Source organism: Chryseobacterium aahli (genome assembly GCF_022699665.1).
Taxonomy (GTDB): domain Bacteria; phylum Bacteroidota; class Bacteroidia; order Flavobacteriales; family Weeksellaceae; genus Chryseobacterium; species Chryseobacterium aahli.
Genome location: NZ_JALDNB010000002.1, coordinates 65,774 through 91,326 on the forward strand (window position 1 = coordinate 65,774; position 25,553 = coordinate 91,326).

Below are 25,553 nucleotides of genomic sequence, written 5' to 3' on the forward strand. Positions count from 1 at the left end.
TATGTAAAATTGTTGAGTGAAATTCATAAAAATAATTCTATAGTTATATCGAAAATGAACATTGAAAAAATAAGACAAGATACAAAAGGATTGTCTGACAAAATATTCTTAAACAGCGCAGGTTCTTCATTAATGCCTAGCATCGTCGTAGAATCAATGGTTGATTACTTTCATCAGGAAGAACAATTCGGAGGATACGAAGTTGCCAACAGAAATGTTGATTTACTGGAACAATTTTACAAAGAAACTGCAAAATTAATCAACTGCAAACCTTCAAATATTGCCTTTGCAGCAAGTGCAACTGAGGCTTTTGCGAAAGCTATGTCGAGTATTGTTTTCAAAGAAGGCGATTGTATTATTACCACGGTTGACGATTATATTTCCAATCAGATTACATTTATTTCTTTACAGAAAAAACTGAATGTACAAATCGTCAGAATGAAAAATCTTCCTGATAACGAATTGGATCTGGAGGATTTTGAAAATTTAATTAAAAAATATAATCCCAAATTAGTTGCTGTCACTCATATTCCTACTAATTCTGGATTGATTCAAAATGTAGAAGCTGTGGGCAAAATCTGCCGTCAATATGATATTTTTTATTTGGTGGATGCGTGTCAGTCTGTTGGACAAATGGTCGTCGATGTAGAAAAAATGTACTGTGATTTTCTTACCGCAACCGGCAGGAAATTTCTTCGAGGACCAAGAGGAACTGGTTTTTTATATGTTTCAGATCGAGTTTTGGAGAAAGATTATGCCCCCCTGCTTTTGGATGCAATGGGCGCATATTGGTCAAAATTTAATGATTATGAATTATTTAAAACTGCAAAAAGATTTGAATATTTTGAGCATTCATACGGTTCAGTTGTAGGCTTCACTGAAACTTTAAAATATGCAAACAATGTAGGGTTGGAAAATATTGAAAATTACAACAGAAAATTATCCGAAAAACTAAGAGAGAATCTTCAGAATTCAGGTTTTAAGGTTTTAGATCAGGGAAATCGATTAAGCAGTATTGTGACTTTTTGTGGTGCGGATAATGATTTAGAGAATATTCAGAAAGTCCTTACAGAAAATAATGTATTCTTCTCTGTAAGTTATAAAAATTCTGCACTGATTGACTTTACTAACAAAAATGTGCCTGGAGCGATACGGCTTTCTCCCCATTATTTTAATACGATGGAAGAAATTGAAAAAATATCCGAAATTTTAAAAGGATAATTTGACTTTGAGAGTTTCAGTCAACTTCAGAATAATTAATTTTTCATAAGCTGAAACTCTCAAAGTCAAAAGTTTATTTTTTAACCAGAATTTTCTCCGTTGCTTTTTTACTTAAAACTTCGTGCTTTCCGTCAACTTCAACGGTTACAGATTTATCAAAATCTTCAATTTTAATGATCTTTATTTTAGTATTCAGGAGAAGTTTTCTTTCGGTTAGGTAGTTCAGAAAAGCATCATCCGATAAGGTTACAGAAGCAAAAACTATATTTTCTCCAACTTTGCAGTCGCTTAATTTCTGTAAATCCATCGAGATAATATTTCCGTCTTTATCAGGAATGGGTTCTCCGTGAGGATCGAATTTGGGATGATCTAAAATTTCATCCATCTTATCAAAAAATATTTTTGAGTGAACGTGTTCCAGCTGTTCGGCAATTTCATGAACATTTTCCCATCCGAAGTTCATTTTTTTAACCAGAAACATTTCGGTCAGTCTGTGTTTTCTGACCACCAATGCAGCTTCACGTCTGCCTTTTTCGGTAACTTTCAGAGGTTTGTAGGTTTCGTAGATAACCCATTTTTTTTCTGAAAATTTCTTCATCATATTATTAACGCTCGGCATTTTCACATTGAGGAATTTGCTGAGTTCGTTAATCGTCACTTTACCTTCATTGTCAACTAAATGAAACAAAGCCTTCAGATAATTTTCTTCGGTTAATGTTGTCTTCAAAATGTTAGATGATTTTCATTACAAATCTAACAAAATAATATTTAAAATTGAGTCTTGTTATTTTAAGTTTTTTTAATTTTACACTATGAAATTTTCATTTAAAAACGACTATTCTGAGGGTTGTCATCCCAAAATTCTTGAAGCACTTGTACATTATAACCTCGATCAGCAGGCTGGTTATGGAGAAGATCAGTATTCGGTGAAAGCTAAAGATTTAATTAAAGAAAAAATAAATAATCCAGATTCTGATGTCTATTTTGTCTCAGGTGGAACTCAGGCAAATCTGATTGTTATTTCTTCCATTTTAAAGCCTTATCAATGTGTGATTTCTGCGGCGACTGGACATATTCTGAATAATGAAACCGGAGCGATTGAAGCGACAGGACATAAAATTTTAAGCATTGAAAAAGAAGACGGAAAATTAACTCCATCCGATATTATTCCTGTCCTGGAAAATCACAAAAATATTCCGCACCAAGTAATGCCGAAGCTTGTGTACATCTCTAATTCTACTGAACTTGGAACGGTTTATACAAAAAATGAATTGGAGGGTTTATCCCTTTTCTGCAGAGACAATAATCTGTATTTATTCATGGATGGAGCAAGATTAGGACATGCTTTGACATCCGAAATTAGCGATTTAAGTTTAGAAGATGTAGCGAAATTAACCGATGTTTTTTATCTTGGTGGAACAAAAAACGGAGCGTTATTGGGCGAAGCGATTATCATCAACAATCTGCTGTTGCAGGAAGATTTTGCATTTAATATCAAACAAAAAGGAGCGTTGTTGGCAAAAGGTCGTTTATTGGGAATTCAGTTTTTAGAATTGATGCAGAATGATTTGTATTTTGATCTGGCAAAACACGCTAACCAACAAGCCATGAAAATAAAAAATGCTTTACTGCAAAAGGGGACATCTTTTCTATCTGACACTTTTACCAATCAGATTTTCCCGATTTTAAGCCATGAGCTTATTGAAATTTTATCAGAGAAATTTGAATTTTATGTTTGGAAAAGTATCTGTGAAAAATCATCTGCGATCCGATTGATTACCTCATGGAATACAAGTGACGAAGCCGTTGATGACTTTATAGAAATTATTGATAATCATTAAAAAAAAACCTCTTGCAGATTAAAGGGATTACGCAGATTTTTTTTGATTGAAATTAATCTGCGTAATCTACAAAATCAGCGAGAGTTTTAAACTTTCAACACTCTCTTAAAGCATTATACATCTTTTGTTTCTCTGTGGTAAAATTATTAATTCAGAACTTCATTAATTTTCGGGTATTCTGAAATTTTTCTGAATACAAAACGATTGGTTTTTTGTAGTTTTTCAATAAATAAATCCAATTCATTTACAGAATCGGCATCCGTTAAATATTGATCGTGAGTAAGAAAAACCAGATGTCTTGAAGTTTTTTCGAGATCATTAAAAAAGATACTGTCCACTTTTTTTAGCATGACCTGATGATTATCTTTAAGCTGCATTTTATTGGTGGGTTTCCATTCGAGATCCCAGCCGATTACTTTATAACCTGCAGTTTTTAATCTGTTTGCTGCTTCATTTGAAGTTTTGATATCGGTACTCATAATATTATTGAGTCTCCAGATATTTCTTCCAGGAGTTCTGGCAATTTTATTCTGTAATCGTAAACTGTCTTTTGCAGTATCAAAATCATGCACAACCATTGCAGGATTTTGATAGAAATCTGTGTATCTGTTGTGAGCATGGGTGTGACTATGATTAGCCAATTCGATTAATCTGTCTTTTCTGAGAGATTCGAGGTCGTCTTTTTGTCGTTTGCTTCCGTTGGCATGTTCGCCCACTAAAAATGCAGTGGCACAAACATTACGTTTATGAAGAATTTTAAGAAGGTTTTCAGTACCGCGATTGGGACCGTCATCAAAAGTGAGATAAATAACTCTTTTGTCTGAGACGACTTCATCATCATCAATTTTCAAAACTTGCTTTGCGACGGGAGGTTCTTTAGAAATCATCGTTTCAGATTCTTTCTTGTTTTTTTTCTGATTACAACTTGTAAACAAAATTGATGTTGCACCGAACACTGCAACCATCCCTAGAAAAGTCCTGTTAAAAGACTTTTCCGCAAAAGTTTTTTTCATAAAAATTGATGGATATTAAATTGTTAAAAAATGTTAATTTTCAAGTTTTAAATTTAGCAATTTTAATACCAATAATTGTGAGAAATTTTTAGATTTAATTAAATTTTAATAAAAATTATTAAGCCAAAATTTTTTGAAGATATAAACCATTTTTAATCGCCGAAATCCCCCAGGTATTATTGAAAAATATAAATGATTTCAAACCTGAATTTTTAATTTTCTCTGCCAAATCATTTAAAAAATCTTCTGAATACTCTGATTTATAAAGTACAGGTTTTCCGTGAAGCCGATAGTAAAGTGTATCATTTGAATTGATTACGATATCTTCTGAAAGCTTCCCAGGAAAACTTACGCCGGAGAAAATGACTTTATTGTCTTTTAAAATTTTATAAATTTCCTCATTCCACCAAGATTCATGACGGAATTCAATAACGTTTAAAAATTGAGAATCAATATTCTCTAAAATCAGTTTTAAATTTTGCTCCGTATTTTTAAATGAAGGCGGAAACTGATATAAAAATCCTTCGAGCTTTTCTTTTAAATTGCTTTGAATATGCGCGCAGAATTCGGTGATTTCTTCTTTGCAGTTTTCCAATCTTTTTACATGTGAAATCGTCTTCGGAATTTTAATGAAAAATTTTAAATCTTCAGGAGTTTCATCAAACCATTTTTGAAGTGTTTTGGCGGTTGGTTTTCTATAAAATGTAGAATTGATTTCTACCGCATTGAACTGCTGAGAATACAAACTTAAATAATCTTTACTTTTAGCATCTTCGGGATACAAAGTTCCCTTCCAATCGTTATTGTAAAAGCCTGAGCATCCGATATAATTTTTTTCTTTTTTCATTTTCAAAATTCAATTAATTTATTTCTCGCAGATTTTTCAGATTAAGCAGATTTTTTGTAGACATTTAAAACATTTAGAAAATAAATGAAAATAAATCTGCTCAATCCGCTTAATCTGCGAGAGCAATATCATTAATCAAGACGAAATCTATTTCACATTCAAATCAACAGAATTCAATCTCAAAGAATTTAAAATCACCGACAAAGAGCTGATGCTCATTGCCGCTGCTGCAATCATGGGAGATAATAAAATTCCGAAAAAAGGATACAACAATCCTGCCGCAATCGGAATTCCCAGAACATTATAAATGAAAGCGAAGAAGAGATTTTCTTTAATGTTTTTGAGGAGTTTTTCACTTAGAATTTTTGCTTTGGCAACACCAATCAAATCACCTTTTAATAAAGTAATTTCTGCACTTTCAATAGCCACATCGGTTCCGGTTCCCATGGCGATTCCGATATTGGCTTGCGCTAAAGCAGGGGAGTCGTTGATTCCGTCGCCGGTCATGGCTACGATTTTTCCTTGTTGCTGAAGTTTTTTGACATCATTTAACTTATCTTCCGGAAGACAATTGGCTTTAAAATGTTTAATTCCAAGAGCATCTGCAACGGCTTTTGCGGTATGTTCGTTGTCTCCGGTCATCATAATGACATCAATTCCGTCATTCAGAAGTAATTCGACTGCTTTTTTCGAGCTTTCCTTTATTTTATCGGTAAAACTTATCAATCCTAAAACTTCATTTTCCTGCGCAACATAAGAAATCGTATGCGCTTTTGATTGAATTTCAATTGCTTTATGTTTTAAAATTTCAGGAATCTGAATTTGATTTGAAGTCAGAAGATTTTCATTTCCTAAATAAACGGTTTTTCCATTAATAATTCCTTTCACCCCTTTCCCAGAAATGTTTTCAAAATGACTTACTTTTTCAGCCGAAATATTTTCATCTTTTGCTTTTTTAATCACAGCATTTGATAGCGGATGTTCTGAATTTTGATTTAATGAATAGGCTAACTTTAAAACTAAATTTTGATTATTAATTAAAGTTTCAATATGCTCAACCGAAGGTTTCCCTTCAGTCAAAGTTCCTGTTTTATCGGTAATTAAAACGTTTACTTTATTCATTTGTTCAAGTGCTTCGGCATTTTTAATTAAAATACCATTCTTCGCTCCTTTACCAATTCCTACCATCAAAGACATTGGGGTTGCCAAACCTAAAGCACACGGACAAGCCACAATGAGAACGGCAACTGCATTCACAAAAGCGAATAAACTTTTTTTACCTTCCGGACCGAAAAGCTGCCATAAAATAAATGTAAGGACCGCAACAAAAATAACGGTCGGAACAAAAACTTTTGCCACTTTATCCGTCAGTTTTTGTATCGGAGCACGACTTCGGCTTGCGTCGTTCACCATTTTAATAATCTTTGAAAGCAACGTTTCGTCACCCACTTTTTCAGCTTTCATGATGAAAACCTGATTGCCGTTAATGGTTCCTGATGTTACTTTATCATGCAAATTTTTCTCAACAGGAATGGGTTCGCCGGTTATCATACTTTCGTCAACCACAGAATTTCCTTCGACAATTTTTCCGTCAACCGGAATTTTTTCGCCCGGTTTTACTTTTAATAAATCTCCTATTTTTATTTCTGATAGTGGAACCTTTTTTTCCTCGCCATTTACCATTAAGTTGGCTTCATCTGGAGAAAGATTCATCAGTTCTTTGATGGCATTTCCTGTTTTCTTGTGAGCCGCGGCTTCCATTAACTGACCTAAAATAACTAAGGTAATAATCACACAAACTGCCTCAAAATACAACGGGCTTTCATGATTATGCCCTCGAATTTCGTGAGGAACAATATCTGGGAAAAACAAAGCAATAATGCTAAACAAAAACGCAGCGGAAACACCTAAAGCAATCAGGCTAAACATATTCAGGTTCCAGGTTTTAAATGAAACAAATCCTCTTTTCATCAGAAACCATCCTGAGTAGAACAGCACAGGAATCGTTAAAACAAGTTCAATGTAACCTTGAATCTGGTGTGAAAACGGAAAATCAATCAACATTCCGCCCATCGAAAGAATAAAAACGGGAATTGTGAATGCTAACGAAGTGATGAATTTTCTTTTTAAAATATTGAACGTTTCGTCTTCTTCGCCTTCGCCATTTTTATCAGGATATCTTACCAAGTCCATTCCGCAGACAGGACAGCCAACGTTGGAGTCATAGGTTTTATCTCCTTCACAAAACATCGGGCAATAATATTTCCCCGCCATGTCATCCGTAACTTTTGGTTTTTCCTGATGCTGATGATTGTGGGAATGTGAATGATGATTTGAAACTGAATTTTCAACTAAATCTTCCGTGATTTCTTCCAAATGCATGTGGCAAATTGGACAGTCACCTTTTTCATCATAAATTTTGTCACCCTCGCAGAACATCGGACAGTAATAATCGCCGATATGATCTTTAAAATTTTCAGGTAAATTGGTTTTAGAAAAAGTAGGTTTAAAATTGGGATCTTTTGCCAATTTTTCCTCAATCGGAACTAAAAACATGTTGCAGACCGGACATCTTTCACCTTGTTTAAAATATACTTTATCGCCCTCACATTCCATCGGGCAATAATAAACGGAAGATGGAGAAACTCTATCCTGAGGTTTTACAAAAACTTTATCTGGATTATTTGGGTCTTCAAGCTTATAATTTCCTGCTTCTTCTAAGGCTTTATTTAAGTCACTTAAATTAATTTCTTTATGAGAATCGATGGTCGCCGTATTGCTTTTGAGATCAATATCTGCGTTTATATTTTCAAGACTGTTGAGCTTTTCTGAAATTTTCTTTTGGCAACCTGAGCAGGTCATCCCAAGTATTTTATATTGTTTTTGCATTATCTAAATTTATTCTACAAATTTCCAAAATGAAAATGGAAGACTGTTATAAATTTAAGGATAATAGTTACAGAATTTGGTTAGTTAGAAGTATTTAACTGTAAAACTTAATAACTGATTACTACTTCACTTTTTAAATTTGGTCTAATGGTTTTCTGTTCTGAACTTCTAACTTTTTAAATTGAGTAGGAGTGTAGCCTGTTGTACTTTTAAACTGTGATGACAGATGTTGCACACTTTTATAACCCATGTGTCCGGCAATTTCGGTTAAAGTAAAATCGTTGTTGAAAAGAAGTTCTTTTACTTTTTCAATTCTCTGGAGAATGTAATATTGTTCTAAAGTGATATTTTCATTCTGAGAAAAAACTTTAGATAAAGAGCTGTAATCTTTATGTAATGCGCTACTTAAGAAATTTGATAAAACAAAATTTTCATCGGTATCTAATCTTCCTATTTTAAGAATAACAAGATTTTTAATATTTTCGATAAGTTGTTGAGAGGGATCTTTTAAAATTTCAAAGCCAATTTCTTCCAGCTTATTTTCAATTGGGAGCAACTCATTTTCTGAAATGTCAGATTCAGTTTCAACTTCTCCTAATTGGACAGATTTAATCTTAACTTCAGATTTTTTAAAAATATCAGCAACAGCGGAAATACAACGGTCGCAAACCATATTTTTTATGAGAATTTTCATGACGGATTGCCCAATCGGTCTTTTACAAATTCTACTTTTGTTTTTCCGTGCGGTGAAGGATTTCCGTCTTCATTAAGATTTACCATTACAATTCTGTCAACAGTAATGATGGTTTGATGCGTCATTTTGTTTCTTACGGCACATTTTAAAGTTAACGAAGTTGAACCGAATGCTGAAACTTCAATACCAATTTCGATAATATCTCCTTGTTTTGCAGAACTTACGAAGTTGATTTCTGAAATATATTTTGTCACCACTTTTTTATTCTCAAGTTGAATCACGGCATATAAAGCTGCTTCCTCATCGATCCATTGTAAAAGTCTTCCTCCAAAAAGTGATTGGTTAGGATTTAAATCTTCAGGTTTTACCCATTTCCTTGTGTGGTAATTCATGTAATTGATATTTGCAGCACAAATTTAATGTTTAAAACTGAATTATTGAATTGCAAAGAATTTATTAAACTTATTACATGTATATACAATCTCAATTGTGTGATTCATTTAACCTAAAAAGCAGATAAAAGGTACTTTTTTACTTTTATAAACTGCTGATTTGATAGATTTTATATTAATTCAGTATTAAATTAAACGCATTTGTTGAAATAGTTTAAAAAAAGTTTTGATTTATTTAATTTAATTGTATCTTGCAAGCGTTTATATCAGGAATCAATATTATGTTCATTATTATGTTGCTTTTCTTTTATACCAGAATTTATATTAATTTTTAATTTTTTTTTTACAATGAACATTTTTGTTTCAAACATCAATTACGCAACTAAAGAATATGAGTTGCACGATTTATTCGCAGAATTTGGCGATGTATCATCTGCTAAAATTGTTACAGACAGAGAAACTGGTCGTTCTAGAGGTTTCGGTTTCGTAGAAATGGGTGACGAAGAAGGAGCTCAAGCTATCGAAGCTCTTAATCAAAAAGAACTTAACGGAAAGATTCTTAACGTGTCTGAGGCTAAGCCAAGAGAAGAAAAACCAAGAAGAAGTTTTGATAATAACAGAAGCGGAGGTGGAAGTTATGGTAACAACCGTTCAGGAGGTAACTCTGGAGGTGGTAGTTACGGAAACAACAACAACCGTGGAGGTAACGGAGGCGGCGGAAGTCGTTGGTAAAAAATTGAAGCGGCTTTTTAGCCGCTTTTTTTTTATGTCTTTAATTGTAAGAAAAAATAGTATTGAATTAATTCTTCTGTTTTAAACTAACAACCAGAAAATAACTAAACTACTAATCTTTTTTCTTCTTCTTTTTCTTATCCTTTCCTTTTTTATCTTTCTTAGGATTCAGTATTTCTTCAGCATATTCGAGAGTTGGAGTTTTTACTTTTACAGGTTTCATTTCAATTTTAAGATCAAAATATTCTTTAAGATCATTCTGAGATACCAGATTTTCTTTAAACAAAAATTCTAAAATTTCTTTGCCAGAATTATTGAAAAAATTCTGCGTGAGTTCTCTCAATATAAATTTTTTATACTCGTCAAAAGGAACGATGACGCTGTATTTAAAAATACGGCCTTCTTTTTCTGTAGATAAATAACCTTTTTCAACCAATATTTTCAGGTAAGTAGAAACTGTATTTTGATGCGGTTTTGGTTCAGGATGTTTCTCCATGACATCTTTTAAATAAAAAGAATTTAAGTCCCAAAAAAGCTTCATTAAGTTCTCTTCTGCTGATGTAAGATGATTTATTTTCATATTTAAATTTTATAAAATAGTAGGGTATCGCTTTTTCGCAAAGTATTTATTTGATTGTAGTTTCCACAGGAATCACTTCAGTCGGTATATCATTGCGCTGATACTTATTGTTGCAATAAAGATAAATAAAAGAAACCAAAACAGCTATGCCTGCTCCCATAAATACTTCTTTTACGGTATGTCTTTTCAGAATAACTCTCGTAATTCCGACCAAAATTGCAATCGCAAGCCATGCAAAACCAATTTTCACATCAAATGCAAAGAATAACGCAGAGACAAATACATTGAATGCAGTATGCATCGAGCTTTTAATATATAAATTACTGAATTGTAATGCGAACAGAAGAATTAAAATAAACAACATCACGAAATCTATAAAGCCATTCTTAATATAATTGAACGTCAAATAAGAAACAATACAGACAGCAATGAAAATATACAATGTTTTTCTTTGAACTCTATTTGATACGTCCATATTAGTATATCGACCTGTTTTTACATTCCAGACAATCCAGATAATTACCGGAAGAATGGTCATCAGTAAAATAGGCAAAAAGTGTGTGAAAGCTTCTTTAAAGGTGTAATTCTGAATACTGAAATACACGAAATAGATAACCAAAGAAACTAAAGGATTAAAAAAATCTGAAATAATTCTTGAAACAATGTGTAGTAATGAGGTCTTTTTTTCTTCCATATTGAAGTTTGTGATGTAAATATAACATTATAACTAAAAAAACAATTGCTCTATATATAATAAAAACAAAGTTTTTTTTATATTTTTGCTCAACTATTTCATAATAAATAAGCAAGAAGCTAGCACATGAAAGAATTTTCTAAAGAGGTATACCTGAAGTGGTATGAAGATATGACAATGTGGAGAAGGTTTGAAGACAAATGCCGTTCTCTTTATTTAAAACAAAAAATCAGAGGTTTTTTACATTTGTACAACGGTCAGGAAGCTATTCCTGCTGGTTTTACGCATGCAATGGATTTAACTAAAGACAGCATGATCACTGCTTACAGATGTCACATTCATCCGATGGCAATGGGAGTAGACCCAAAAAGAATCATGGCAGAACTTTGTGGTAAAGCTACAGGTACTTCAGGAGGTATGGGTGGATCTATGCACATTTTCAGTAAAGAACACAGATTTTACGGAGGTCATGGTATTGTAGGAGGTCAAATTCCTTTGGGAGCAGGTATTGCTTTTGCAGATAAATATTTTGACAGAAAAGCGGTAAACATCTGTTTCTTCGGAGACGGTGCTGCAAGACAAGGTTCTCTTCACGAAACTTTCAACATGGCAATGAACTGGAAACTTCCGGTAGTATTTGTGGTTGAAAACAATCAATATGCGATGGGAACTTCTGTAAAAAGAACTGCTAATCACGAAGATATCTACAAACTAGGATTAGGTTACGAAATGCCTTGTTTAGCCGTTGATGCAATGGATCCTGAGAAAGTGGCTGAAGCTGCTTACGAAGCTATTGAAAGAGCTAGAAGAGGAGACGGACCGACTTTCATTGAAGCAAGAACGTACCGTTTCAGAGGTCACTCAATGTCTGATGCTGAGCCTTACAGATCTAAGGATGAAGTTGCTATTGCAAAAAAAGACGATCCAATAGAATTAATCAAAGCGAGAATCTTAGAAAACAACTGGGCAACTGAAGAAGAATTGGAAGCTACAGATAACAAATCAAGAGATTTTGTAGAAGAGTGCATCGAGTTTATGGAAAATTCTCCATACCCGACCGCAGAAAAAATCTACGAGTATGTTTACGCTCAGGAAGATTATCCATTCTTAGACAAATTAGAAAACTAAAAATTAATAATTAATTTGATATTTGAATTTGAGGCTATCTAATCTCAAATCTCGAATCTCGAATCTCAAATCAATATAGATTATGGCAGAAGTTATTACAATGCCACGTCTTTCCGACACTATGACGGAAGGTAAGGTGGCGAAATGGCATAAAAAAGTAGGAGATAAAATAAAGGAAGGAGATATTTTAGCTGAAATTGAAACGGATAAAGCGGTTCAGGATTTCGAATCTGAAATTGAAGGAACTCTTTTATTTGTAGGAGTTGAAGAAGGTGCTGCTGCGGCAGTTGATTCTATTTTAGCAATTATCGGTCAAGAAGGTGAAGATATTTCTTCTTTAAAAGGAGGAAATGCTCCGGCGGCTGAAGGTGCTTCTGAAGAGAAAAAATCTGAAGAAGAATCTAAAACTGAAAACGAATCTACAAGCGTTGAGCAAACTTCAGCTGAAGTTCCTGCAGGAGTAGAGGTAATTACAATGCCAAGACTTTCTGATACAATGACAGAAGGTAAGGTAGCTAAATGGCACAAAAACGTTGGAGATACAGTAAAAGAAGGAGATCTTCTTGCTGAGATCGAAACAGATAAAGCAGTTCAGGATTTCGAATCTGAATTTAACGGAGTTCTTCTAAAGCAAGGTGTTGAAGAAGGTGGAGCTGCACCTGTTGACAGTGTGTTAGCAATTATCGGCCCTGAAGGAACTGATGTTTCAGGAGTTGGAGCTGCAAAACCGGCAACAAAATCTGAGGACAAACCAGCTGAACAAAAATCTGAAGCGAAAGCAGAAGAGAAATCGGTTGCACAAACTACAAATACTTCGTCATCAGACAGAGTAGCAATTTCTCCTCTAGCTAAAAAAATGGCTCAGGATAAAGGCGTTGACATCAACAGTCTTCAAGGTTCTGGTGAGAACGGAAGAATTGTGAAAAAAGATATTGAAAATTATCAGCCTTCACAAAAAACTGAAGCTGCTCCGGCACAAACTCATGCGGCTGCTCAGGTTGCTTTAAGCTTTGTACAGGGAGAAGATACAGAAACTCCAAACTCTCAAGTAAGAAATATCATTGCGAAACGTCTTTCTGAAAGTAAGTTCTCTGCTCCTCACTATTATCTGATGGTTGAAATCAACATGGATAAAGCGATTGAGGCAAGAAAAGAAATCAACTCATTGCCAGATACTAAAATCTCATTCAACGATATGATTATTAAGGCGACAGCAGTTGCTTTAAGAAAACATCCGCAGGTGAACTCAAGCTGGGCAGGAGATAAAGTAATTCACAGAGGAAACATCAATGTTGGAGTAGCAGTTGCGATTCCTGACGGATTGGTAGTTCCGGTTCTGAAAAACACAGACCAAATGAATTACACTCAGATTTCTGCTGCTATGAAAGATATGGCCGGAAGAGCAAAATCTAAAGGTCTTAAAGCAAACGAAATGGAAGGGTCTACATTCTCTATCTCAAACTTAGGAATGTTCGGAATTGAAACCTTTACAAGTATTATCAATCAACCAAATGCTGCAATTCTTTCAGTAGGTGCTATTGTTGAGAAACCAATCGTAAAAGATGGTCAAATTGTAGTAGGTAATCTTATGAAACTTTCATTAGCATGTGACCACAGAGTGGTAGACGGTGCTACGGGAGCTCAATTCTTACAGACTTTAAAAACATATTTAGAAAGTCCATTAACATTGTTACTGTAATTTTCTTTTTATATTATATTAAAACCTCTCATCTCGAGAGGTTTTTTTGTTTTAAATTTTACTTAGTAGTATAATTCTTAATTTTGCTTCTAACTTCTAACTTCTAACTTCTAACTTAAGAATCTTTGCCAATAGAGAATAATATCCTATTTTAGTGAAAAAATTTAAATGAAGAAAATTATTATAGGATTGCTTTCATTTTTCAGCTGCACTGTTTTCGCACAAAGCCAACGATTTGCATACGAATATGTATTCGTAAAAGACTCTACAAAAATGAATGACAAAGAGTCTGAGCTCATGTATCTTGATGTCGCCAAAAAAGGTTCGAAATTCTTCAGCCAGAAAAGAGAAATAGCAGATTCTCTACATTTGGAGATTGTAAAAAATCAAAATAAAGATTTTAGCGGAATTGACTATGGATTAGTTGTATATGTAGTTGAAAAATCTTATCCTGATTTTAAAATAAATTTATTTGATAACCTTGATATGAGTAAATACAAGATTTCTGATAATCGCAAAATGGATTGGAAGATTCTTTCGGAAAAAGAAACAATTGGAGATTTAAATGCCCAAAAAGCAACCTGTAATTTTGCCGGAAGAACGTGGACAGCTTGGTTTGTATCTGACATTCCCATCCAGGATGGCCCTTACAAATTTAATGGTTTGCCTGGATTAATTATTAAAATTGAAGATAAAACTAAATCGCATTCATTTGTTCTGAAAGAAATCAAAAAATTACGGTCTGATCAAGAATGGAAAAGTGACGGAGAAAAGAAAAGTTTTAATGCCATAATTGCCATAGATCAGGAAAAATACAAGAAACAGTTTAAAGATAACAGAGAAAATCCAACTAAAGGTATGCGTCAAATGATGTCTGGAGGTAATAAAATAATGATGATAGATGAAAAGGGGAAGCCTTTGGACATTCAGGATATGATGCGTGACATGGAAAAAAATGCTAAAGCAAATAATGCTAAGAACAATAATGTTTTAGAACTAGAGTTATTACAATAATTAAATACAAATAATGAAAAACCTATTACTTACAATTTTCACTTTTTCAAGTATTCTATTGTATGCACAAAATCAAAGATTCAGCTATGAATATAAATTTGTGAGCGATTCTACAGCAAAAGATAAATCTGAAACAGAACTGATGTATCTCGATATTTCAAAAAATGGTTCTAAATTTTACAGCCGAGATAAAGCTGTAGCAGATTCGCTGATGAAAGTAATGGATAAAAAAGGCAGTCATGATTTCAAAGGAATTAAATTTGGAAGAGTTCAGTATATTGTCGAAAAAACTTATCCGGATTACATAATTAATTTCTTTAGTCAGATAGATATGGATGATTATAAAGTTATTGATGACAGAAAACTAAATTGGAAGATTCTTCCTGATAAAGAAAAAATAGGAGAGTTTAACACCCAAAAAGCAATTACTCAGTTTGCAGGAAGAAATTGGATTGCATGGTTTACTACTGATATTCCTTTTCAGGACGGTCCTTATAAATTCAATGGTTTACCTGGATTGATTGTAAAAATTGAAGATAAAACAAACTCACACTCTTATGTTTTAAAAGAGGTGAAAAATTTAAAACCAAATGAAGTTTGGGTTAGTGAAAATGATCAAGAGAGATTCAGACCAATAATTATTTTAAATACAGATAAATATAAAAAACAGTTCATTGACCAAAGAAACAATCCTACAAAAGGTATGAGGCAGCTAATGTCACAAGGAGGAAAAGTTACTTTTACAGATGCAAACGGAAAAGAACTTGATACCAGCAAAATGATGAGAGATCAGGAAAAAAGAGCTAAAGAAAATAATGCTAAAAATAATAATCTTTTAGAACTTGATTTACTACAATAAAAAACGCCCGAAACTAAAGTTTCGGGCGTTCATATTTCAAACTAAAAATGATTAAGCTAGTTTCTGAGAATCTGCAATAAACTGAGCCAAACCGCTATCTGTTAATGGGTGCTTCAACAAACTCAAGATTGGAGGAAGTGGTGAAGTAATAACATCCGCGCCGATTTTAGCACAGTCAATAATATGCATTGAATGACGGATAGATGCTGCTAGAATTTCAGTTTCGTACATGTAGTTATCAAAAACCAATCTGATTTCTTCAATTAAGTTTAAACCATCTGTAGAAATATCATCTAATCTTCCTAAGAAAGGCGAAACATAACTAGCACCAGCTTTAGCAGCTAAAAGAGCCTGTCCAACAGAGAAAATTAAAGTACAGTTAGTTCTGATTCCTTTATCAGAAAAATATTTTAATGCTTTGATACCGTCTTTGATCATCGGTATTTTCACCACGATATTTGGGTGAATTGCCGCCAATTCATCACCTTCTTTGATCATTTCTTCGTAAGTTGTAGAAAGTACTTCCGCAGATATATCTCCGTCTACGATTTCACAAATTGCTTTGTAATGATTTTTAATCGCTTCAGCTCCTCTGATTCCTTCCTTAGCCATCAATGATGGGTTTGTGGTTACACCATCCAGAATCCCAAGATCTTTAGCTTCTTTAATTTGCTCTAAGTTTGCAGTGTCAATAAAAAATTTCATTATGTATAATAGATTTATTACAGCAAAGATAATGAATACTTTGTAATTAAATATTGAGATTGTATTACAAAACGGGTTTGTGTGAGAGTCTGAAATTTACTATCTATATTCTAAAAAATGTAACTTTGTTCTTCATGGAAAATAATCATTTCACAGCCAAATTAGAGATTATAGGAATAAATCCTTTTGTTTTTGTACCTGAAGAAATTTTAAATGAAATATTCGAAAAAGCGGGGAAAAATAAGAGCCCAGTTCCTGTAAAAGGATTTGTGAATGGAAAAGAATTCAGACAAAATTTAATGAAATATCTTGGAGAATGGAGGTTGTATATCAATGTAACGATGCTAGAAAATTCACCAAAAAGAATTAGTGAAATTCTTGATGTTTCAATTGCTTACGATGATGCTGAAAGAACTCATACCATTCATCCGGAATTAGATAAAGCAATTAAAAATAATCCTACGGCGTTAGAAAATTTTGAAAACTTAGTGCCTTCCAGAAGAAATGAACTCATCAAATATATTAACAATCTTAAAACTGAAGCTGCAGTTCAGAAAAATATAATTAAAATTGTCAGTCATCTAAAAGGTGAAACAGATTTTTTTGGTAAGAATATTAATTAAAAATAAAATCTGATAAGTATTATTGGATTTATTTTAATATGATTAAGTATTAATTATCATAATAAACTTTTTTATTAAAAAGTTAGAAATCAATTTCTTTGGAATACAATTTATCTTTAATTGATGCTTATGGTGAGTATACGCATGGCATACAAACGATACTTCCAGATATGTGAATGGAGGGTACGTGGAAGGTGAATTTTCCGGATGGTAACAAAATCAAAAAACAAAACCCATGAAAAATTCATGGGTTTATTTATTTAACGAACCTTTACAAAGGCTCATAAGATTTTTAATAATCAATTATTAGTCATATTTGCTGATGACTTTCTGAGTAACTCCTGAGCTGCTGAATCCTCCGTCATGGAATAAATTCTGCATCGTTACTTTCTTGGTAAGATCTGAGAATAAAGTTACACAGTAATCTGCACACTCAAGAGCTGATGCATTTCCTAGTGGAGACATATCTTCAGCATATCCTAAGAAACCTCCGAAACCTTTTACTCCGCTTCCTGCAGTAGTAACGGTAGGAGACTGAGAAACAGTATTTACACGCACTTTTCTGTCACCCCAGTAATATCCGAAAGTTCTTGCAATACTTTCTAAGTATGCTTTGTTATCAGACATATCATTGTAATCCGGGAACGTTCTTTGAGCTGCAATGTAAGTAAGAGCCAAAATGCTTCCCCATTCATTCATACAGTCTTTTTCCCACGCTGTACGCATTACTTTGTGGAAAGATACTGCTGAGATATCCCAACCTTTCTCTGTCCAATCGTAATTCATCTCAGTATAGTGTTTTCCCTTTCTTACATTTACGGACATTCCTATCGAGTGAAGAATAAAATCTATTTTCCCGAATTTTGCGATTGCAGCATCAAAAAGTTTATCAAGATCTTCTGTAGAAGTAGCATCTGCGCCAATTACTTCAGAACCTGTTTTTTCAGCTAATCCGTTCAATTCTCCCATTCTTAAAGCGATAGGAGCGTTAGATAATATAAATTCAGCGCCTTCTTCATGGCATCTCTCAGCAACTTTCCATGCGATAGATTGTTCATTAAGGGCTCCAAAAATAATTCCTTTCTTCCCTTTAAGTAAACCGTATGACATAATTTTTTAATGTTTAATATCTACAAATGTAGCAATAATTTATGTTTAGGACATAATAAAAAACGGAGCCTTTGTAAAAAGACTCCATTTTCTTTGAATATATTTAAAAGACTGAATTTTTCTAATTCGTTTTCTTGTTCCATTCTGCTTTCACATCTTCAGCAGCATCTTTTGTTTTTTCCCAGGCATCACTTGCGCCATCTTTAATGTCTTCCCATGTTTCAGAAGCATTAGCTTTCACTCTGTCTAGCCAGTCTTCCTGAGTAGCTTCCTGATCATTATCACGTTTTTCTTTGATATAATCTCTCGCTTTGTCAGCTAGATCACTAATTTTCCATTTTGCGTCACTTGCAGTATTTCTTAATGCATCTTCTGTATTATTTACTGCTTTTTCTGCTTTGTTGTAATCTTGATTGTCCATAATATTATAGTATTTAAGTGTTATATATTAGATTAAACAAGAACTATTCCTAAAAAAAAATGTGATAGTTAAATTTTTCATAAAATTTAAATAATCTTTTACGCTTGTCTGAATTTATACTTGTAGAATTATGATGATTTGTTTTTTTAAGTAAAATTCTTATATCATAGGTAGATTTGGTACAAACAGAGGAATAAACTTCGGTGCTTTATCCAATACCTTTACAAATGGGGTTGCGTAGTTCTTTATTAAATATTCAAATTAACTTGAAAATATAAATGGCAGTTCTGCTTCATTAACTCACGGATATTTTTATGTGACGATTAATGAGTTTTAAAGAAGCATTATTAAAATTTACTTAAACCAAAAAAATCCGTCATACAATTTTATGTGACGGATTTTATTCTTTGAAATAAAATTTTCTATTACTAGAATTTGTAAGCTAAACCTAACTGAAATCCTCTGTTGGTATTGATGTTTTTCTGAGCATCATTTACTGCATCCGAATTGTTGGCAATATGAGTAAGACTATTTACATATCTTGCATTGATACCAAGATTAGGAGTGAAATAATATCCTAAACCAAGACCTAAACCAACGTTGAATTTTTTGATATCATCTTTGTTGATGCTTTCTGATGACGATTGTGTCTGAGTAATCGTCGTGCCTGCAGTTGTAGTTGCAATTGTTTGCTCACCTTTGTTTTTTCCGTCTACAAAATAACTAAATTCAGGACCTGCCTCAATATAAAAATTCTTTGATGGTTTCATCTGTAACATTAGTGGTACAGAAACATAATTTAGCGATGTTGTGAAATCTGTTTTTGTTCTTACACTTGTGGCACCGGTGATAATTTCCGTATCAGAAACTACACTTTTGGCTCCCATTTGATTGTATAAAACCTCTGGCTGTAAAGCAAATTTCTCTGATAAAGGAATATTTACAAAAACTCCTGCATTAAAGCCTATTTTTTGATTTTTACCATTTAATTCTTGTTCACTAAATTGAGTTGCTGTAGCAGCACCTTTTATACCAAATCTTACGGGTTCTTTAACATGAAGTGGTTGTGGCTGAGCTGATATAGTTTCTACCTCTTGTGCAAATGCAAATGATCCGGCAACAACTGCCAATCCTAAAAATAACTTTTTCATAATCTTTCTTTTAATATTAAATAGAGTGTTGCTTAGTAATTATATTTTTAATTACTGAACAATTAATTATCACTTAAAAATTCATTTTAAACACCGATGAAACGAGAATGTCATGATGTGAGAATGGCGATTCTGCCAAAAAAAAAGAGGTTAGGAGTTATGTAAAACCTAACCTCACGTATATTGAATTAAAATTTGTCTAAAAACTTACAGTCCTTAGAATTTGTAAGCCAAACCTACTTGGAAAGTATTGTTTCTTACTGCATCAGAACCATTTGGTCTGTCTTTAGCAACATCAGTTACACCAGCAACATATCTCGCTGTGATACCAATATTATCTGTGAAGTAATAACCAGCACCAAGACCGATACCAAAATTGAATGTATTTAAATTATCCTTATCAATTTTGTCACTATAACTTGCTGATGATGTAGAAGTGTTAGAACCTGTTGTAACGGTAGTAGTTCTATCACCTTTATTTTTAGCTCCAACTAAAAATCCGAATTCAGGACCTGCTTCAACATAGAAGTTTGGCACAAAATTATATTGGAACATTACAGGAACTGCAATGTAATCAAGATTTGTTGAATAAGATTCAACATTTCTAGTTGTTGTACCAAGTACTGTAAATTCGTTTGTGCTTTCTATTTTAGCTCCATATTGACTATACAAAACCTCTGGCTGAATACTAAAAGATTCTGCTACCGGAATTGTTGCGAAAATACCAGCGTTAAAACCGATTTTTGATTTTTGGTCTTCAAGACCTGCATCTTTAGATAATGAAGAAACGTTCATACCACCTTTAACACCGAATCTTACATCTGATGAAGATGTTGATTTAGTTGTTGTTGTCTGAGCGAATGCTAATGAACCTGCTGTAATTGCTAGTCCTAAAATTAACTTTTTCATAACTTTAAATTTTTAATATTTACTATTTCCTAATTTTAAATTTTACTGTCAAATTTTTCATTTTGACGAGTGGTATCTTTCAAATTGTTTGCCAAAATCAAAATTATGGGTCTGGACAAGATATGATAGATATCATTAAATTGAAAATATATTTTTAAATAGCTTAAAATCAAGTATTTAAATTATGTATTGAAATAATATGCTATGAATAATATTTGTTAAATTTAGCTTAAAAATTACTCAGTTTTCTATAAAAATCCAATGATTTTTGAATGTTTTGTGTCTTACATTCGTGGTCAAAAACACAAGAACCAATTCCTGAAAGTAAGGAAAAGTTGATTTTTGCATCTGCATTCTTTTTGTCATTTAATAATAATCTGAATATATCATCATCTTTAAATTCACTTAAATCTATAAATGAATAATATTTCTCAATGTTTTCGATAATCAATTCTGAATCCTCTTTTGAAATCAAACCTTCCAGATAAGAAAGATGCGTTTCGCAAATCATTCCCAATGCTACAGCCTCACCGTGGAGAATAGGATTCTCTTTTTCTAAACATAAGCTTTCTATCGCATGACCAATCGTATGACCAAAATTCAGGGTTTTTCTTATATTTTTCTCGTGAAAATCTTTCTCTACAACTTCCTGCTTAATATCCATTGAAGTCTGAATGTGTGGAAGAATACCTTCAACGTCTAGTTTCTGAATTTGAGTTAAATTTTCCCAATGAGCTTTGTCTGCAATCAAACCATGTTTCAGCATTTCGGCAAAGCCGCTTCGCAGTTCTTTATAAGGAAGCGTTTCTAAAAACTGAGGATACACAAAAATCTGCTCCGGAAAACTGAATGTTCCTACCATATTTTTATAATGCATCAGATCAATTCCAGTTTTTCCGCCAATAGATGCATCACACATGGATAGAAGAGTAGTAGGAATATTGATAAACTGAATTCCTCTTTTATAGGTAGAAGCAATAAAACCACCCATGTCGGTGATTACGCCACCGCCAAGATTCATGATCAGAGCTTTTCGGTCAGCCTGCATTTCAGTTAAAATTTCCCACAATTGAGTGACCGTCTGAATGTTTTTCATTTCCTCACCAGGCTCAACTTCCAGAATTTCAAAACTGATTTCTGTTTCCAAATTTCCCAAAAGTACAGGAAGACAGTATTCATGCGTATTTTCGTCTACAAGAATAAATATTTTGCTGAATGTGTTTTGAGTAATAAAATCGTTGAGCTGAGAAAAATTTTGGTCTAAAAAAGTAATCATTTTTTGATTTTTGAATAAATTAATAAGCAAACAATTGTACAAAGTTATGATTCTTAATTTCTAACTCGTAACTAAATCACTATCTTTGCAAAAATATTTAGAATGAGCAGAGACAATAATAATTCAGGAAGACCAAAAAAACCGAGATCTTCAACAAGAAATTCGGACAGTCCTCGCTCTCCTAAATCTGGAAATTCTTCAGATTCAAAATCTTTCAAAAAGCCGTTCTCTAAAACTGGCGGAAGAAGTTTTGAGCCAAAAGATAGAGATGACAATGGCTCATCAAAATTTGAGAAAAAGCCTTTCGGCAGAAGCGATAGAGATACAGACAGCTCTACACCTTTTTCAAAACCTGATTCTAGGAGATCTGATACTAGCTATGAGAGTCGAATGGAAAAGAAATACTCAAAAACTGAAAAAGAACCATTTGTATCCAACAAAGGTGAAGAAAAGAAATCTTTCGGATCTAAAAGGGGAGGTGTAAGAAGTACTAATACCAGAGATAAATACGAAAGAGGAAGCTTAAAATATGGAAGAAGACCTGGCAGCGAAACTGACAGAGATGACGACAGAGCAAAATCTTTTGTACAAAAAAGAAGATTCAAAAAGGTTGAAAAAGATGTTCATAAAGACACGATTCGTCTTAACAAATACATCGCAAACTCAGGAATTTGCAGCAGGAGAGAAGCGGACGACTTAATCGTTCAAGGATTGGTAGAGGTCAACGGAAAGGTAGTTACCGAAATGGGATATCAGGTTGAGAAAACGGATAAAGTGGTTTTCGACGGACAAGGTATTACTCCGGAAAAACCGGTTTATGTACTTTTGAATAAGCCAAAAGGATATATTTCTACAACCAAAGATGACAAAGCAAGAAAAACCGTAATGGATTTGGTTGCCAATGCATCACCATATCGTTTGTTCCCAGTGGGAAGATTAGACCGTTCTACGACGGGAGTTATTCTTTTGACCAATGACGGACACATGACGAAGAAACTGACGCACCCATCTTTTGATTCTAAAAAAATCTATCATGTAACTTTGGATAAGAAATTGACCAATGAAGACATGAAACTGATTGTAGAAGGGATTCGTTTGGAAGAAGGTATCGCAGTTGTAGATCAAATTTCATTTATCGAAGGGAAACCGAGAAATGAAATTGGAATGGAAATCAGCATCGGCTGGAACCGTCTTATCAGAAGAATTTTCCAAAGATTAGGATACGAGGTGGAAGCATTAGACAGAGTAATGTTTGCCGGAATGACAAAGAAAAACATCAAAAGAGGACACTGGAGAATCCTTACAGATTTGGAAGTGAATAATTTAAAGATGCTTTAATAGAGCTTTTAAGTTTAAAATATAAAAGACGCAGAAAATTAATTCTGCGTCTTTTTTTGTAGTAAATTATCAGTTTAGTTTGTGTTTAGAATGAACTCATAATTAATAATTCAAAACTTATAACAGATTACCCCAAGACCGTCACCCCTTTCTGAATCATTTCAAAAATGGCATCTTTACCGTTATCTGGTTTTACATTGACAGCTCGTGTTCCGTTAAAATGAAGACAAGTTACGTAGCCGTTTGCCACAGCATCTGTAGCTGTGAATTTTACACAGTAATCTAACGCCAGCCCGACAATTTCAATCAATTGAATATCATGATATTTTAAAAAGTCATCCAAACCGGTTTTCATAAAGTGATTATTATCCTGAAAACCACTGTAAGCATCAATTTCAGTATTTTTTCCTTTCTGAATTACATGAGTTACTTTTTCTCTGTTTAAGTCTTTATGAAATTCTGCCCCGAAAGTTCCTTCCACACAATGATCTGGCCACATAAACTGCGGAACACCATTTAAAATAATACTTTCGCCAACTTTTCTATTATTGTTGCTGGCAAAACTTTTATGATTTGCAGGATGCCAATCCTGAGTCAGAACAATTTGGTCATATTCGTTTTCTTCCATCAGAAGATTGATGTACGGGATTACTTCGTTGGCTCCCGGAACAGCCAAAGCTCCGCCTTCACAAAAATCATTCTGAACATCGACTATTATTAATGCTTTTTTCATACTTATTATTATGGTTGATTTTTTTTAATAATTTATTAAAATCTAATATTCAAAAATTTATCCAAATTTTAAATATCGGACAAAACGGCATTTAGAATATCGTTCTCAACCAATTTTATAAATGTGAAGAAGCTTATTAATACCTAAAAATGAACGCTCAGTTTGTCATTTCGGAGGAATCTACTACTATATTTTATTTTCGATATGTAGATTCCTCCGGAATCACAAACCTTATGGAAATTAAAAGGTTAAAAGTTTAAAATCTTTATTTTGTTAAAATTATTACAATCGGTATTTCATTTTCGAGGTATAAACCAAATATCAATAGCTTATCTTTGCAATAAATCAATATTTTATGTCATTTGAGTCGTTAGGATTATCAAGCAATATTATTCATTCTGTTAAAAAGTTAGGTTACTTAAAACCATTTCCAATTCAGGAACAGGCTATTCCTGTAATTTTACAAGGAAAAGATTTGATGGGAATTGCGCAAACAGGTTCCGGAAAAACAGCTTGTTTTGTAATGCCTATTTTAGAGAAACTGCAAAATGCAGAAGTGAAAAAAGACCGTAACGTTCAGGTTTTGATATTGGTTCCTACACGAGAATTAGCGATTCAGATTGATGAAGTTTTCAGAGCTTTTACAGAAAACTTGAAGCGTGAGATTCGTACAATGGCAGTTTATGGAGGTGTTTCTATCAATCCTCAGATGAAAGGAATGTTTGGAGTAGAGGTACTTATTGCAACACCTGGTCGTCTTTTAGATTTGATCGACCATAACGCATTGAGTATTTCAGGAATTCAACATTTGGTGATTGATGAAGCCGACAAAATGTTCCAGCTAGGTTTTGGGGAAGAGATGGATAAGCTTTTCGGCATGATGCCTGTCATGAAACAAACGACGTTATTTTCTGCAACGTTAGATGAAAAGGTTTCTGAGATGAAGAAATGTATTTCAATGAATCCTACATTGATTGAAATTAAAAAAGAAGAAGTTGAAATTGACAATATTGAGCAATTGGCTTATCATGTCGCTCCGGAAGACAAAGGTCCATTTTTAAGATATTTAATTAAAGAAAAGAAAGTTGAGAAAGCACTGATTTTTGTCTCATCTACAAAATCTGCTGACAATTTGGTTGAAAAACTAAAGAAAAATAAAATCAAAGCTGTTGCTATTCACAGTCAGAAATCGCAGGGTGCTCGTAGAAATAATCTGGAAGAATTTAAAGTGAATGGTGCTCAGATTTTAGTTGCAACCGATTTAATTGGTCGTGGTATTCATATCGAGTCTTTGCCTTGTGTGATTAATTACGAATTGCCGCGTTCGCCTTTAGATTATATTCATCGGATTGGTAGAACAGGTCGTGCAGGTGAAAGAGGAACTGCCATCAATATTCTGACGGATGATGAATTGCAGCATTTCAGAGTGATTCAGAAAAAAATGGGAAAGAAAGTGACTTTGCAACGAACAGAAGGCATTGATTTACATGGTTATTAATGTATTTAATTAAACTTATAATAAACTTCAATTTTTAAAAGAATTGGAGTTTTTTTGTCTAAAATTTTCAGGCAAAATATTTATAATTAAAGTTTATTTCATATTTAAATTCTCGAATTTTTGATATTTTTACAAAAAACTTATCATCAGAAATTGCTTAAAAAAATTAGAAAAGCAAGACTCAAA

At 33.2% G+C, this 25,553-nt stretch carries 25 protein-coding genes; 10 read left to right on the forward strand and 15 right to left on the reverse strand.

Annotation, left to right across the window (positions count from 1 at the left end; genetic code table 11):
- The first annotated feature begins 54 nt into the window (after window positions 1-54).
- Window positions 55-1,221: an aminotransferase class V-fold PLP-dependent enzyme gene (locus MQX03_RS02540; protein WP_242801236.1), complete on the forward strand. Its 1,167-nt coding sequence runs from the start codon at window positions 55-57 to the stop codon at window positions 1,219-1,221.
- A gap of 73 nt (window positions 1,222-1,294) precedes the next feature.
- On the opposite strand, the gene MQX03_RS02545 is transcribed toward MQX03_RS02540, so the two are convergent.
- A complete protein-coding gene (locus MQX03_RS02545) occupies window positions 1,295-1,948 on the reverse strand; it encodes a metal-dependent transcriptional regulator (protein WP_242801237.1) in 654 nt (217 codons plus the stop codon).
- A gap of 85 nt (window positions 1,949-2,033) precedes the next feature.
- Between MQX03_RS02545 and MQX03_RS02550 the strand changes: the two genes are divergently transcribed.
- Window positions 2,034-3,062 (forward strand): threonine aldolase family protein, encoded by a 1,029-nt coding sequence (locus tag MQX03_RS02550; RefSeq protein WP_242801239.1) that lies wholly within the window; start codon window positions 2,034-2,036, stop codon window positions 3,060-3,062.
- A gap of 146 nt (window positions 3,063-3,208) precedes the next feature.
- Here MQX03_RS02550 and MQX03_RS02555 read toward each other — a convergent pair whose 3' ends face one another.
- The 5 genes from MQX03_RS02555 to MQX03_RS02575 form a co-directional block, all read right to left on the reverse strand.
- The gene (locus MQX03_RS02555; protein ID WP_242801241.1) at window positions 3,209-4,075 is read right to left on the reverse strand and encodes a polysaccharide deacetylase family protein; all 867 of its coding nucleotides are present in this window, start codon (window positions 4,073-4,075) and stop codon (window positions 3,209-3,211) included.
- A 118-nt stretch (window positions 4,076-4,193) separates the two neighbouring features.
- Window positions 4,194-4,922, reverse strand: coding sequence for a DUF72 domain-containing protein (locus tag MQX03_RS02560; protein ID WP_242801243.1), 729 nt, complete (start codon window positions 4,920-4,922; stop codon window positions 4,194-4,196).
- Window positions 4,923-5,069: 147 nt separating this feature from the next.
- Window positions 5,070-7,811 (reverse strand): heavy metal translocating P-type ATPase, encoded by a 2,742-nt coding sequence (locus MQX03_RS02565; protein WP_242801245.1) that lies wholly within the window; start codon window positions 7,809-7,811, stop codon window positions 5,070-5,072.
- Window positions 7,812-7,944: 133 nt separating this feature from the next.
- A complete protein-coding gene (locus MQX03_RS02570; RefSeq protein WP_242801247.1) occupies window positions 7,945-8,505 on the reverse strand; it encodes a helix-turn-helix domain-containing protein in 561 nt (186 codons plus the stop codon).
- Complete coding sequence (locus MQX03_RS02575) at window positions 8,502-8,897, reverse strand: acyl-CoA thioesterase (protein WP_129536971.1); 396 nt, start codon at window positions 8,895-8,897, stop codon at window positions 8,502-8,504. The genes MQX03_RS02570 and MQX03_RS02575 overlap by 4 nt, the downstream gene beginning before the upstream one ends.
- 348 nt (window positions 8,898-9,245) lie before the next feature.
- Here MQX03_RS02575 and MQX03_RS02580 point away from each other — a divergent pair, with 348 nt between their 5' ends.
- Complete coding sequence (locus tag MQX03_RS02580; RefSeq protein WP_129536973.1) at window positions 9,246-9,629, forward strand: RNA recognition motif domain-containing protein; 384 nt, start codon at window positions 9,246-9,248, stop codon at window positions 9,627-9,629.
- 112 nt (window positions 9,630-9,741) lie between these two features.
- Here MQX03_RS02580 and MQX03_RS02585 read toward each other — a convergent pair whose 3' ends face one another.
- Window positions 9,742-10,209 (reverse strand): BlaI/MecI/CopY family transcriptional regulator, encoded by a 468-nt coding sequence (locus tag MQX03_RS02585; protein ID WP_129536974.1) that lies wholly within the window; start codon window positions 10,207-10,209, stop codon window positions 9,742-9,744.
- 46 nt (window positions 10,210-10,255) lie between these two features.
- Window positions 10,256-10,903, reverse strand: coding sequence for a phosphatase PAP2 family protein (locus MQX03_RS02590; protein ID WP_242801249.1), 648 nt, complete (start codon window positions 10,901-10,903; stop codon window positions 10,256-10,258).
- A gap of 126 nt (window positions 10,904-11,029) precedes the next feature.
- Between MQX03_RS02590 and pdhA the strand changes: the two genes are divergently transcribed.
- The 4 genes from pdhA to MQX03_RS02610 all read left to right on the forward strand — a co-directional run bounded on the left by pdhA (window position 11,030) and on the right by MQX03_RS02610 (window position 15,603).
- Window positions 11,030-12,031, forward strand: a complete 1,002-nt coding sequence (gene pdhA / locus MQX03_RS02595; protein ID WP_047443950.1) for a pyruvate dehydrogenase (acetyl-transferring) E1 component subunit alpha — start codon at window positions 11,030-11,032, stop codon at window positions 12,029-12,031.
- 82 nt (window positions 12,032-12,113) lie between these two features.
- Window positions 12,114-13,730, forward strand: coding sequence for a pyruvate dehydrogenase complex dihydrolipoamide acetyltransferase (locus MQX03_RS02600; protein ID WP_242801251.1), 1,617 nt, complete (start codon window positions 12,114-12,116; stop codon window positions 13,728-13,730).
- Between the two features lie 168 nt (window positions 13,731-13,898).
- Window positions 13,899-14,744 carry a GLPGLI family protein gene (locus MQX03_RS02605; RefSeq protein WP_242801253.1) on the forward strand — a complete coding sequence of 282 codons (846 nt, stop codon included), beginning with the start codon at window positions 13,899-13,901 and terminating at the stop codon, window positions 14,742-14,744.
- Window positions 14,745-14,757: 13 nt separating this feature from the next.
- Window positions 14,758-15,603 carry a GLPGLI family protein gene (locus MQX03_RS02610; protein ID WP_242801255.1) on the forward strand — a complete coding sequence of 282 codons (846 nt, stop codon included), beginning with the start codon at window positions 14,758-14,760 and terminating at the stop codon, window positions 15,601-15,603.
- A gap of 51 nt (window positions 15,604-15,654) precedes the next feature.
- Here MQX03_RS02610 and fsa read toward each other — a convergent pair whose 3' ends face one another.
- Complete coding sequence (gene fsa / locus MQX03_RS02615) at window positions 15,655-16,308, reverse strand: fructose-6-phosphate aldolase (RefSeq protein ID WP_229985023.1); 654 nt, start codon at window positions 16,306-16,308, stop codon at window positions 15,655-15,657.
- 134 nt (window positions 16,309-16,442) lie between these two features.
- On the opposite strand from fsa, the gene MQX03_RS02620 reads away from it, so the two are divergent.
- A complete protein-coding gene (locus MQX03_RS02620) occupies window positions 16,443-16,931 on the forward strand; it encodes a YdeI/OmpD-associated family protein (protein WP_242801257.1) in 489 nt (162 codons plus the stop codon).
- 306 nt (window positions 16,932-17,237) lie between these two features.
- Here the strand turns inward: MQX03_RS02620 and MQX03_RS02625 are convergent, their stop codons facing one another.
- The 5 genes from MQX03_RS02625 to aroB all read right to left on the reverse strand — a co-directional run bounded on the left by MQX03_RS02625 (window position 17,238) and on the right by aroB (window position 21,798).
- Window positions 17,238-18,041, reverse strand: a complete 804-nt coding sequence (locus tag MQX03_RS02625) for an enoyl-ACP reductase FabI (RefSeq protein ID WP_129537032.1) — start codon at window positions 18,039-18,041, stop codon at window positions 17,238-17,240.
- Between the two features lie 121 nt (window positions 18,042-18,162).
- Complete coding sequence (locus MQX03_RS02630) at window positions 18,163-18,462, reverse strand: hypothetical protein (RefSeq protein WP_229984841.1); 300 nt, start codon at window positions 18,460-18,462, stop codon at window positions 18,163-18,165.
- 428 nt (window positions 18,463-18,890) lie between these two features.
- Window positions 18,891-19,613 carry a porin family protein gene (locus MQX03_RS02635; RefSeq protein ID WP_242801259.1) on the reverse strand — a complete coding sequence of 241 codons (723 nt, stop codon included), beginning with the start codon at window positions 19,611-19,613 and terminating at the stop codon, window positions 18,891-18,893.
- Between the two features lie 216 nt (window positions 19,614-19,829).
- On the reverse strand, window positions 19,830-20,522 hold the full coding sequence (locus tag MQX03_RS02640) for a porin family protein (protein ID WP_129537035.1): 693 nt from the start codon (window positions 20,520-20,522) through the stop codon (window positions 19,830-19,832).
- Window positions 20,523-20,751: 229 nt separating this feature from the next.
- Window positions 20,752-21,798, reverse strand: a complete 1,047-nt coding sequence (gene aroB, locus MQX03_RS02645) for a 3-dehydroquinate synthase (RefSeq protein WP_242801261.1) — start codon at window positions 21,796-21,798, stop codon at window positions 20,752-20,754.
- Between the two features lie 390 nt (window positions 21,799-22,188).
- On the opposite strand from aroB, the gene MQX03_RS02650 reads away from it, so the two are divergent.
- Window positions 22,189-23,136: a pseudouridine synthase gene (locus MQX03_RS02650; RefSeq protein ID WP_129537306.1), complete on the forward strand. Its 948-nt coding sequence runs from the start codon at window positions 22,189-22,191 to the stop codon at window positions 23,134-23,136.
- Window positions 23,137-23,263: 127 nt separating this feature from the next.
- Here the strand turns inward: MQX03_RS02650 and pncA are convergent, their stop codons facing one another.
- Window positions 23,264-23,869, reverse strand: a complete 606-nt coding sequence (gene pncA / locus MQX03_RS02655; protein WP_242801263.1) for a bifunctional nicotinamidase/pyrazinamidase — start codon at window positions 23,867-23,869, stop codon at window positions 23,264-23,266.
- Between the two features lie 355 nt (window positions 23,870-24,224).
- Between pncA and MQX03_RS02660 the strand changes: the two genes are divergently transcribed.
- Entirely contained in the window at window positions 24,225-25,367 is a 1,143-nt protein-coding gene (locus tag MQX03_RS02660) for a DEAD/DEAH box helicase (protein WP_242801265.1), read from the forward strand.
- The last annotated feature ends 186 nt before the right edge of the window (window positions 25,368-25,553 follow it).

What these genes read in the sequence shown, in the direction of transcription:
- aroB (WP_242801261.1), bottom strand. Translation starts at nt 21,798, where the DNA reads ATGATTACTTTTTTAGACCAAAATTTTTCTCAGCTCAACGATTTTATT.
- MQX03_RS02600 (WP_242801251.1), top strand. Translation starts at nt 12,114, where the DNA reads ATGGCAGAAGTTATTACAATGCCACGTCTTTCCGACACTATGACGGAA.
- pncA (WP_242801263.1), bottom strand. Translation starts at nt 23,869, where the DNA reads ATGAAAAAAGCATTAATAATAGTCGATGTTCAGAATGATTTTTGTGAA.
- MQX03_RS02555 (WP_242801241.1), bottom strand. Translation starts at nt 4,075, where the DNA reads ATGAAAAAAACTTTTGCGGAAAAGTCTTTTAACAGGACTTTTCTAGGG.
- MQX03_RS02550 (WP_242801239.1), top strand. Translation starts at nt 2,034, where the DNA reads ATGAAATTTTCATTTAAAAACGACTATTCTGAGGGTTGTCATCCCAAA.
- MQX03_RS02620 (WP_242801257.1), top strand. Translation starts at nt 16,443, where the DNA reads ATGGAAAATAATCATTTCACAGCCAAATTAGAGATTATAGGAATAAAT.
- MQX03_RS02605 (WP_242801253.1), top strand. Translation starts at nt 13,899, where the DNA reads ATGAAGAAAATTATTATAGGATTGCTTTCATTTTTCAGCTGCACTGTT.
- pdhA (WP_047443950.1), top strand. Translation starts at nt 11,030, where the DNA reads ATGAAAGAATTTTCTAAAGAGGTATACCTGAAGTGGTATGAAGATATG.
- MQX03_RS02580 (WP_129536973.1), top strand. Translation starts at nt 9,246, where the DNA reads ATGAACATTTTTGTTTCAAACATCAATTACGCAACTAAAGAATATGAG.
- MQX03_RS02610 (WP_242801255.1), top strand. Translation starts at nt 14,758, where the DNA reads ATGAAAAACCTATTACTTACAATTTTCACTTTTTCAAGTATTCTATTG.
- MQX03_RS02660 (WP_242801265.1), top strand. Translation starts at nt 24,225, where the DNA reads ATGTCATTTGAGTCGTTAGGATTATCAAGCAATATTATTCATTCTGTT.
- MQX03_RS02570 (WP_242801247.1), bottom strand. Translation starts at nt 8,505, where the DNA reads ATGAAAATTCTCATAAAAAATATGGTTTGCGACCGTTGTATTTCCGCT.
- MQX03_RS02650 (WP_129537306.1), top strand. Translation starts at nt 22,189, where the DNA reads ATGGAAAAGAAATACTCAAAAACTGAAAAAGAACCATTTGTATCCAAC.
- MQX03_RS02640 (WP_129537035.1), bottom strand. Translation starts at nt 20,522, where the DNA reads ATGAAAAAGTTAATTTTAGGACTAGCAATTACAGCAGGTTCATTAGCA.
- MQX03_RS02585 (WP_129536974.1), bottom strand. Translation starts at nt 10,209, where the DNA reads ATGAAAATAAATCATCTTACATCAGCAGAAGAGAACTTAATGAAGCTT.
- MQX03_RS02560 (WP_242801243.1), bottom strand. Translation starts at nt 4,922, where the DNA reads ATGAAAAAAGAAAAAAATTATATCGGATGCTCAGGCTTTTACAATAAC.
- fsa (WP_229985023.1), bottom strand. Translation starts at nt 16,308, where the DNA reads ATGAAATTTTTTATTGACACTGCAAACTTAGAGCAAATTAAAGAAGCT.
- MQX03_RS02565 (WP_242801245.1), bottom strand. Translation starts at nt 7,811, where the DNA reads ATGCAAAAACAATATAAAATACTTGGGATGACCTGCTCAGGTTGCCAA.
- MQX03_RS02590 (WP_242801249.1), bottom strand. Translation starts at nt 10,903, where the DNA reads ATGGAAGAAAAAAAGACCTCATTACTACACATTGTTTCAAGAATTATT.
- MQX03_RS02630 (WP_229984841.1), bottom strand. Translation starts at nt 18,462, where the DNA reads ATGGACAATCAAGATTACAACAAAGCAGAAAAAGCAGTAAATAATACA.
- MQX03_RS02625 (WP_129537032.1), bottom strand. Translation starts at nt 18,041, where the DNA reads ATGTCATACGGTTTACTTAAAGGGAAGAAAGGAATTATTTTTGGAGCC.
- MQX03_RS02575 (WP_129536971.1), bottom strand. Translation starts at nt 8,897, where the DNA reads ATGAATTACCACACAAGGAAATGGGTAAAACCTGAAGATTTAAATCCT.
- MQX03_RS02635 (WP_242801259.1), bottom strand. Translation starts at nt 19,613, where the DNA reads ATGAAAAAGTTATTTTTAGGATTGGCAGTTGTTGCCGGATCATTTGCA.
- MQX03_RS02540 (WP_242801236.1), top strand. Translation starts at nt 55, where the DNA reads ATGAACATTGAAAAAATAAGACAAGATACAAAAGGATTGTCTGACAAA.